The sequence below is a fragment of the uncultured Chryseobacterium sp. genome, from assembly GCF_913776365.1.
Lineage (GTDB): Bacteria > Bacteroidota > Bacteroidia > Flavobacteriales > Weeksellaceae > Chryseobacterium.
This window is the reverse complement of record NZ_CAJYMO010000016.1, coordinates 1-9,115: the sequence shown is the minus strand read 5'-3', so window position 1 is coordinate 9,115 and position 9,115 is coordinate 1. Positions and strand designations below refer to the sequence as shown.

The window sequence follows — 9,115 nt, the reverse complement described above, 5'->3', positions numbered from 1 at the left end:
ATCCGTTTCAGAATTCAGTCCCCAATATACATCAATTTCGGCACTCGGCTCCGTAAACGGGAAATAAGAAGGCCTCATCCTGATTTTGGATTTTCCGAACAGTTCTGTTGTAAAGAACTGGATGGTCTGCTTAAGATCGGCAAAGCTTACATTTTCGTCGATATACAAGCCTTCGATCTGATGGAAAATACAGTGCGAACGGGAAGACACCGCTTCGTTTCTGAACACTCTTCCTGGAGACAGGATCCTGATTGGCGGCTTGTTCTCTTCCATATATCGGATCTGTACGGATGAGGTATGGGTTCTTAACAGGATGTCCGGGTTCTGCTCGATAAAAAAGGTATCCTGCATATCCCTCGCCGGATGGTATTCCGGAAGGTTAAGGGCCGTAAAGTTATGCCAGTCGTCCTCAATTTCCGGGCCGTCCGCCACAGCAAAGCCAATCGACTTAAAGATTTCGATAATCCTGTTTTTTACCAGGCTGATCGGATGCCTGGAGCCCAGGTCCAATGGAAATGCAGGTCTGGTAAGATCTTCTTTTTCGGAAACAACGGAAGATTCGGAAGCATTTTTCAGATCATCAAGCTTTAGGTTGACGGCCTGTTTCAGGGTATTGATTTTCTGCCCGAATTCTTTCTTCTGGTCATTGGGAACTTCTTTGAATTTTTCAAAAAAATCGTTCAGAATTCCTTTTTTCCCATTGTACCTGATCCGGAAATTTTCAATTTCTTCTTTTGATGTAGTATTGAAGCTGTTTACCTCAATGAGTAATTCTTCTATCTTTTCTATCATTGTTTTGCCCTTTCAATATATTTTGCAAAAATACGGTTTTTCAACGGAATACATTTCCCAAAACTGTTAAAAAAATCTGCCTCCGTTGAAGAGGCAGACTTTGGTCATTTATTATAACGGAATAAGAATTTATTTTTTTTCAAGAGCCTTTACATTGATCTGGAGGGTAACTTCGTTTTTAATCAGTCCGTTCTGCACCGGGGCCTGAAATGTAATTCCGAAGTCTTCTCTGGCAATATCCTTGGGTTCTGTAGCAATATTGACGACTCCATCCTTTACAGAAACATTAGCTTTGAACTGTACCGGCCTGGAAATTCCTTTTACGGTCATATTTCCATCGAGTACAGTGTTATAATCCCCGCCGGCAGACGGGGTAACGCCGGTAATTTCATACGAGGCGGTGGGAAATTTTTCCACTTCAAAGAAATCGCCGCTTTTCAGGTGGCTGTTCAGTTTCTCCAGGTCGGCAGCCCGGTCCTTCAGGTCTTCCGAAGTAAGGGAAGTCATGTCTGCCACGAATTTCCCGCTTCCAAGCTTTCCGTCCTTGACGGTTACGTCGCCGCTTTCGAATTTAATGGTTCCGAAATGGCTGGTGCTTTCGGATTTAAAAACCTTGTAGCCTTTCCACTCGATCCTGCTGTTCAGCGTATCAACAACAAACGGATTGCCGTCTTTTGGTGCTGCAGCCTCACTGCTTTCTCCTGCAGCAACAGGTTTGTCCTTGTTGCAGGCAACCAGCGCAGTCAGTGCAAAAAATCCGGAAATGCCCCATGAAAGCAGCCTTCTTCTCATAATTTTCATGTTTTCAATACTCCCGCTAAGATATGAAAAAAACCGGTTCTTTCCTATAGGTACATTTCAGTACCTTTGCATCATGCTACTAGAGATAAACGATTTGTATTTTTCTTATTCAAAGGAAAAACCGCTGTTTGAAAGCCTCAGCCTCAGCTTTGAAAAAGACAGGATCATTGCCCTTGCCGGAGAAAGCGGCTGCGGGAAATCCACCTTGCTAAGCCTGATTTACGGATTGCTGGACTGGCAGAAAGGCGAGATTATTTTTGAAGGCCGGAACCTGATGGGGCCTAAAGGCAACCTGGTTCCCGGAGAGCCTGATATGAAGTTCGTGGCCCAGCATTTTGACCTGATGCCATACGCCACCGTTGCCGAAAATGTAGGGAAATTTATTTCGAACATCAATCTGAAAAAGAAAAAGGAAACCGTCACCGAGCTGCTGGAAGTCGTAGGGCTGGAAGATTTTGCCCACACCCTGCCGAAATATCTCAGCGGCGGGCAGCAGCAGCGGGTAGCCATCGCCAGGGCCCTTTCTGTTATGCCCAAGCTGCTGGTACTGGATGAACCTTTCAGCAACCTGGACTTTTCCAGGAAAATAGGGCTCCGTGAAAAGCTGTTCCGGTACGTAAAGCAGCACCATATTTCCCTGATCATCTCTACCCATGAATTGCAGGACATCATTCCGTGGCTCGATCAGATCGTTGTACTTGAAAACGGAAAAACAGTACAGAACGGAAGTCCGGAAGAAATATTCAGAAACCCGGAAAGCCCTTATGTGGCAGAGCTGTTCGGAGAAGTCAATATTTTCAGCGGAAAGGAAATGGCTGAGTACGGACTGCAGAAATTCGCTTATTATCCCGGCGATATTAAAATTACAGGCAGCGGACACGAGGCAGAAGTCCTGGAAAGCCGTTTTGCAGGAAGCCACTACTGGAATAAGATCCGCATGGGCGATAAAGAGCTCATCGTATATTCAGACGGGAAAATCAACGGGGCCGTAACACTTACCTTTTCCTGACCGTATATGCTTCCGTTACCGGATGTTTAGTGTTCAGTCATGAAAACACCGGGACAGAACGGTGATAATACTGATCAGCCATCACTTAGCCGATTTTTTTTCATACAAAAAGGCAAATGCCATCATAGGGTATAAAAGTTTTTGTTACATTTGTATCTCTACAGCATAAGGAAATTTTTGGTTAATACTCTTTCTGCCCCCTGAAAACGAAAATCAGTCATATTCTAGACCGACGATTGAGTTTTGAAAGATACCCTGTCCAATTCTTTCCTTTTTTCATGCCCGTTTTTAAACGTTCCGATAAAAATATGATGGTGCGGTCCCGAATCACAGGTCTTCATCCAGCCTGGAATTTTCCTTTGTATCTTTCATCCTGAAATAAACAATAAGTGAAAAAGAAATGCAGAGGGTAATATACCAGTAGAAATAATGTTCCGTACCGGCCTGCTTGAACCAGAGCGCAATGTATTCTGCAGTTCCCCCGAAGATGGCTACCGTAAGGGCATAAGGCAGACCTACTCCCAGCGCCCTCACTTCAGAAGGAAAAAGTTCCGCTTTTACCACAGCGTTGATGGAGGTATAACCGCTGACGATAATCAGAGCAATCATGATCCATAGAAATGACATCCATACGGAAGTGGTATGGCTTAAAGCCGTAAGCAGCGGAACCGTACACAGGGTGCCCAGGATTCCGAAGCCCAGTAAAAGCGGCCTTCTTCCGATCCTGTCGGAAAGTCCCCCGAATACCGGCTGCAGGCATGCGAATAAAAACAGGGAGACGAAAGAAACCAGGGTAGACTGTTCCTTGCTGAGATGCACCGTATTGACCAGAAATTTCTGCATATAAGTGGTGTAGGTGTAAAAAGCCAGCGTTCCGCCCAGGGTAAGCCCGATTACCGTAAGCAGCGCCTGCGGATGTTTCAGAAGTTCTTTTACGGAACCTTTTTTACTTTTTACCAGTTCTTTTTTGTTTTCGAAAGCTTCCGTTTCATGAAGGCTCGACCTCAGATACAGGGCAATTACCGAAAGGATGGCTCCGATGACGAATGGTATTCTCCAGCCCCACGCTTCAAGCTGCGTCTCGGTAAGGAGAAACTTCTGTAAGATCAGCTGGATGCCCAATGCGATCAGCTGGCCGCCGATGAGCGTAACATACTGGAAGCTTGAGTAAAATCCGCGGCGGTCTTCGGTAGCCATTTCACTGAGATAGGTAGCGGAAACCCCATATTCTCCGCCTACACTCAGCCCCTGCAGCAGCCGGGCCGCCAGCAAAAGGACCGGCGCCAGCACCCCGATGGTTTCATACGTCGGAGTCAGGGCGATCAGCAGCGAGCCGAAAGACATCAGCAATACCGATAGCGTCATGGCTCTTTTTCTTCCGATCTTGTCGGCAATGCTTCCGAACATCCACCCGCCGACGGGCCTCATCAGGAATCCCACGGCAAAAATCCCGGCTGTATTCAGCAGCTGCGCCGTCATATCGGAATCCGGGAAAAAGGCATGTGAAAAATAAATGGCAAAGGCAGCATAGGCATACCAGTCATACCATTCCACAAGGTTTCCTACGGATCCGCCGATAATGGCTCTGATTCTTTCTCCTGTCGTAATTAATGGTTGGGGTTGTGTATTCATAAGCATATTTTGAGCGGTAAAAGATACATCGTAAGTTTTAACTTTGAAAAAGAAAATTGAAAAGCCGGAATATTCATTGAATTGATGAATATTCCGGCCTGTTTTCTACGGCAGTCCCGGCTGTACCTACGTTTGCGTAAGACATGCTGAGAGAATCCGGGATTATGCTTTCTTCACGAACTCCGATTTCAGGGCCATCGCACCGAAACCGTCGATCTTACAGTCGATATTATGATCGCTGTCCGGTCTCAGCCGGATATTTTTCACCTTCGTTCCGGCCTTCACCGGTTTCGGAGCTCCTTTTACAGGAAGATCTTTCACTACCACTACGGAATCTCCGTCCTGAAGCTCGTTGCCGTTCGAATCTAAAATTTTTCCGGATGCGGAAGCCTCGGAAGCCGTTTCTTCGGGGTTCCACTCATAGAAACATTGGGAACATACCATTACGTTATCGCTCGGATACGTAAATTCAGATTCACATTTGGGACAAAGTACAGGATCACTCATATTTTTATTTTTCTGCAAAGGTAAGTTTTTTGAATGATGAGTAAAAAATTATAATTTATAAGTTTACCGCATACGGAACAATGACACAACTCATAACTCATAACTCATAATTCGTAACTCATAACTCACAATTTATAACCCGATAAAGTTTAAATTTTCGTATTTTTGCAGATTCAAAATAGCAGAACCCAATTTTATGGAATTGATACACAGAAACCTGGCCATCGGAATTCACGATGCTTTGCAGGAAACGTTTTTCGAGAAAAATAAGTATGCCGATAAAGTTATCGAAAGACTTCTGAAGGCAAACAGGAAATGGGGAAGCCAGGACAGAGCGGTAGTTTCAGAGATTTTTTACAATATTATCCGCTGGAAGAAACGCCTTGAATACTACATGGGCGAAGGGGTAAAACCGAACAATGTTTATAAACTGATCCTTGCCTACCTTCTCTGGAGCAAGACCAACTATAAAAAATTCGAGGAATTCGACGGGATAAAAATTGCCGACATCCTTACCAAGCTTAAAAAGGGAACCGTTCCTACCAAAGCCATCGAATATTCCATCCCGGACTGGCTGGCCGAAACCCTGGAAAAGGAACTGGGCCCGAAGTGGGAAAAGGAAATGCAGGCCCTCAATGAGCAGGCTCCTACCGTGTTACGGGCGAATACCCTGAGGACAACCACCAAAGAACTGATTTCCGACCTTTCAGATGAGAATATCGTATCCTATCCTGTCAGGAATTATCCGGATGCCGTACAGCTGGAGGAGAAAAAGAACGTTTTTCTCACTACCGCTTTTAAGGAAGGATTGTTTGAAGTCCAGGATGCTTCCTCCCAGAAAATCGCCTATTTCCTGGATGTAAAAGAAGGCCAGCGCGTGGTGGATGCCTGCGCCGGTGCCGGCGGCAAAACCCTTCATCTGGCTGCCCTGATGGGAAATAAAGGCCAGATCATTGCACTGGATATCTTTGAATGGAAGCTGGCAGAACTGAAGCGTCGTGCCAAAAGAGCCGGCGCCCACAACATCGAAACCCGGATGATTACCGATAACAAAGTGATCAAAAGACTGCATGAAAAGGCAGACCGCTTACTGATTGACGCTCCGTGTTCCGGGCTTGGCGTCCTGAAGAGAAATCCCGACAGCAAATGGAAGATCGACCAGGACTTCATTGACAGGATTAAAGGCGAGCAGCAGCAGATTATTCAGGATTACTCCAAAATGCTGAAAAAAGGAGGAAAAATGGTGTATGCCACCTGCTCTATCCTTCCGTCTGAAAATAACGGACAGGTTGCGGAGTTCCTGAAGAATAACCCGGATTTCAGATTGGTAAAAGATGAAAAAGTAATGCCAAGCGAAGGCTATGACGGCTTCTACATGGCCCTGATCGAAAGAATGCCTTAGTTTTACTATAAGAACCAATAGAAAACTGTTCCGTTCCGGAGCAGTTTTTTTTATGGATTGAAATCAAATGCTACCTTTGCAGAAAACCATGCTTATGATACAACGGATCTTATTCAGCTTTTTTATTTTCTGCTACTGCCTGGCCTTTGCACAGGCTTATGAAGTGCAGTACATCAGCTCATCCAACGGAAAAGCGGTGACCGGACAATCCCCGACCCTGGTCTGGGCCAATGAAAAGGAAAACATCATCCTGAACAACAAAATCCGGGAACAGAAAGCTGAGCTTCCTTTTGAAATCACAAAAATTGAAAAACCTTCAAATGCCGTTGTTTCCTATGCTTTCCTTAAATCCGGAGCAATTGTTTCGGCTTCCGATGCGGAATCTGTAGGAAAACAGACCTTTGAACAAACCAATGAAACGAAGAAAATCCTTGGCTACACCTGCAGGAAGGCTGTTACCAAGATCAATTCAAACACCATCGAAGTCTGGTATACCAATGAACTGAAAATTCAGGGCGGACCTTCTGTCATCGGACAGAACCTGGGTTTCGTAATGGAAATCGAGAGGAATAAAAATTCCGCGACTACGGCCGTTTCTGTGAAAAAAGTGAAGAAAACCGGCATTGATGCGATTCTTAAAGGCAACATCACTTCAACGGACCAGCTAGGATACAGGGATCTCCTGTGGAAAAGCAGGTTTACCACCCTGAAAATCTTTGATAAGGAAACCATCAACTTTTCAGACCAGTCAAAATCCGATGATACCATAAAAAGATTTGCCAACGGCACCATCATTTTGAAGAAAGTGAAGTTTCCGGAAATATCGGAAGGGGAAAACATTTTCGCCGAGCTGAAACAGCAGTCGAACGGCGATGCTTACGACAGAACGGGAACTGTATTCTTTATCCCCGAGGATCTGCCGGAATCATTCCTGAACGGGCTGGAAAACGGAGTCAAGACACTTCCGCTCTATGAAAACGGAAACGGAAAACAGTACTACGGAATTGCCGGTACCGGAAATTACAGTCCCGCCGTTGAGATGATGCGTTTCTTTACCGCTTTCGGGATCAGTAAGTTCAACCATATCCAGCTGAAGGATAAAACATGGCAGACCGTCAGCCCATACCGTCAGGATATTACCGACCTGAAACCTTCGCTGAGCGGAAAAGAACTCTGGGTTGGTGCCTTCATCGGAAATTACGATAAAGGCGGCCATCAGGTGAGTCTTGAGATCACCATCCACCCAAGCGATCAGACGGTCTATAAAAACAATACCGTCATCCCTTTGTTCAATACCCTCAACATTATGGAAATGGCCGGACAGGACTATTCCACGATGTTCAGTCAGGACAAAGGGCTTTTCGTGGAATTTACCCTGAAAAAAGACCTGAACAATGCCCAGCTGAGATACATCACCACAGGCCACGGCGGATGGGAAAACGGGGACGAATTTGTGCCTAAAGCCAATTCCATCTTCCTGGATGGCAGAATGGCCTATTCTTTTATCCCCTGGAGATCAGACTGCGGTTCCTACAGGCTTTACAACCCTGCCTCGGGAAATTTCCCGGACGGATTATCGTCTTCAGACCTGAGCCGCTCCAACTGGTGCCCGGGAACCGTAACCAATCCCGATTATATTCCCCTGGGAAATCTTAAGGCCGGAAAGCATACCATACAGGTGAAAATCCCGCAGGGTCCGACTGAAGGAACAAGCTTCAGCTCCTGGAACGTGTCAGGCGTATTATTGGGATCTGAATAAAAAAAACCTTCTCGCAAAATGAATTGCAAGAAGGTAAAAACACAAATGATGAAAAAAAATTATTTCGAGCCACAAAGTAAGGTTGAAATTTCATCAAATAAATTATCATATATCATTAATTATATTATTTTTATTTCGTATGTAAGTATAATCTTACTGCAGTGAAAAAATTTAACCAAAACCTCTGGTTTCAGAATGTTTTAGTTAAAAATTTAAATACAGAATCACATTATAATTAAATTTTTAAATCAAATTAAATTTTTAATTGTTTATTTTAAACCTTAATTCTACTTTTGTTTAAAATAATTAACAAAATGTGTGGAATTGTATGTTTGTTTGATGCCAAACAAAAAACCGAAAGCTTACGGCCTCAGGTCCTGAAAATGTCTAAAAAAATACGCCACAGAGGTCCGGACTGGAGCGGCGTATTCCAGAACGATAAAATTATCTTCTCCCACGAACGGCTGGCTATTGTGGATCCTGCCTCCGGGAAACAGCCGCTGTTCAGCAAAGACGGGAAAACCGTGCTGGCGGTAAACGGGGAAATCTATAACCACCGCGAACTGAAAGAAGAATTTCCTGAATATGAGTTCCAGACCGAATCCGACTGTGAAGTGATCCTGCCACTGTATGAAAAATACGGAAAAGATTTTATAGAAAAACTCAACGGCATTTTCGCCTTCTCCCTGTATGACACTGAAAATGACGTTTACCTGATCGCCCGCGACCATATGGGAATCTGCCCGCTCTATCACGGCTGGGACAAAAACGGGAATTATTATGTAGCTTCGGAACTGAAAGCACTGGAAGGTGTATGCAGCAAAATAGAAACTTTCCTTCCCGGACATCTGGTGTACAGCAAAGACGGAAGTGAGCTCCAGCAATGGTATCTGCGCGACTGGTCAAGTTTCGATCATGTGAAAGACAACACTACCGATATTGAAGGGTTGCGGAAAGGACTTAAAGACGCCGTCCACCGCCAACTGATGAGTGATGTTCCGTATGGCGTACTGCTTTCCGGCGGACTGGATTCTTCCGTTATTTCGGCCGTAACGGCAAAATATGCAAGGCAGCGGGTAGAAAGCGGCGATACGCAGGAAGCCTGGTACCCGAGACTGCACAGTTTCGCCGTGGGCCTTGTAGGATCGCCCGATCTTGCGGCAGCCCGGAAAGCGGCGGAGCATATCGGATCCGTACATCATGAGGTTAACTT

The 9,115-nt window shown here is 45.2% G+C and carries 8 protein-coding genes; 4 read left to right on the top strand and 4 right to left on the bottom strand.

Features of this window, described 5'->3' with window-relative positions; genetic code table 11:
- On the bottom strand, positions 1 to 792 hold a 792-nt coding region (locus tag QZ735_RS00845), incomplete at its 3' end, for a phenylalanine--tRNA ligase subunit alpha (protein ID WP_294243314.1).
- 129 nt (positions 793 to 921) lie between these two features.
- Positions 922 to 1,584, bottom strand: a complete 663-nt coding sequence (locus QZ735_RS00840) for a YceI family protein (RefSeq protein WP_294243312.1) — start codon at positions 1,582 to 1,584, stop codon at positions 922 to 924.
- 82 nt (positions 1,585 to 1,666) lie between these two features.
- Between QZ735_RS00840 and QZ735_RS00835 the strand changes: the two genes are divergently transcribed.
- Entirely contained in the window at positions 1,667 to 2,602 is a 936-nt protein-coding gene (locus tag QZ735_RS00835) for a sulfate/molybdate ABC transporter ATP-binding protein (protein ID WP_294243311.1), read from the top strand.
- Positions 2,603 to 2,929: 327 nt separating this feature from the next.
- Here the strand turns inward: QZ735_RS00835 and QZ735_RS00830 are convergent, their stop codons facing one another.
- Together QZ735_RS00830 and QZ735_RS00825 are read right to left on the bottom strand one after the other, a co-directional pair.
- Positions 2,930 to 4,234, bottom strand: a complete 1,305-nt coding sequence (locus QZ735_RS00830) for an MFS transporter (protein ID WP_294243310.1) — start codon at positions 4,232 to 4,234, stop codon at positions 2,930 to 2,932.
- A 162-nt stretch (positions 4,235 to 4,396) separates the two neighbouring features.
- Positions 4,397 to 4,741, bottom strand: a complete 345-nt coding sequence (locus QZ735_RS00825; RefSeq protein WP_294243309.1) for a zinc ribbon domain-containing protein YjdM — start codon at positions 4,739 to 4,741, stop codon at positions 4,397 to 4,399.
- 196 nt (positions 4,742 to 4,937) lie between these two features.
- On the opposite strand from QZ735_RS00825, the gene QZ735_RS00820 reads away from it, so the two are divergent.
- The 3 genes from QZ735_RS00820 to asnB all read left to right on the top strand — a co-directional run.
- Complete coding sequence (locus tag QZ735_RS00820) at positions 4,938 to 6,143, top strand: methyltransferase domain-containing protein (RefSeq protein WP_294243308.1); 1,206 nt, start codon at positions 4,938 to 4,940, stop codon at positions 6,141 to 6,143.
- Between the two features lie 94 nt (positions 6,144 to 6,237).
- Entirely contained in the window at positions 6,238 to 7,902 is a 1,665-nt protein-coding gene (locus QZ735_RS00815; protein ID WP_294243307.1) for a GLPGLI family protein, read from the top strand.
- Between the two features lie 314 nt (positions 7,903 to 8,216).
- A partial coding sequence (gene asnB / locus QZ735_RS00810) for an asparagine synthase (glutamine-hydrolyzing) (protein ID WP_294243305.1) occupies positions 8,217 to 9,115 on the top strand: 899 nt, incomplete at its 3' end.

Excerpts from the sequence above, each read along its gene's own strand:
- QZ735_RS00840 (WP_294243312.1), bottom strand. The coding sequence starts at position 1,584 with ATGAGAAGAAGGCTGCTTTCATGGGGCATTTCCGGATTTTTTGCACTG.
- QZ735_RS00835 (WP_294243311.1), top strand. The coding sequence starts at position 1,667 with ATGCTACTAGAGATAAACGATTTGTATTTTTCTTATTCAAAGGAAAAA.
- QZ735_RS00830 (WP_294243310.1), bottom strand. The coding sequence starts at position 4,234 with ATGAATACACAACCCCAACCATTAATTACGACAGGAGAAAGAATCAGA.
- QZ735_RS00825 (WP_294243309.1), bottom strand. The coding sequence starts at position 4,741 with ATGAGTGATCCTGTACTTTGTCCCAAATGTGAATCTGAATTTACGTAT.
- QZ735_RS00820 (WP_294243308.1), top strand. The coding sequence starts at position 4,938 with ATGGAATTGATACACAGAAACCTGGCCATCGGAATTCACGATGCTTTG.
- QZ735_RS00815 (WP_294243307.1), top strand. The coding sequence starts at position 6,238 with ATGATACAACGGATCTTATTCAGCTTTTTTATTTTCTGCTACTGCCTG.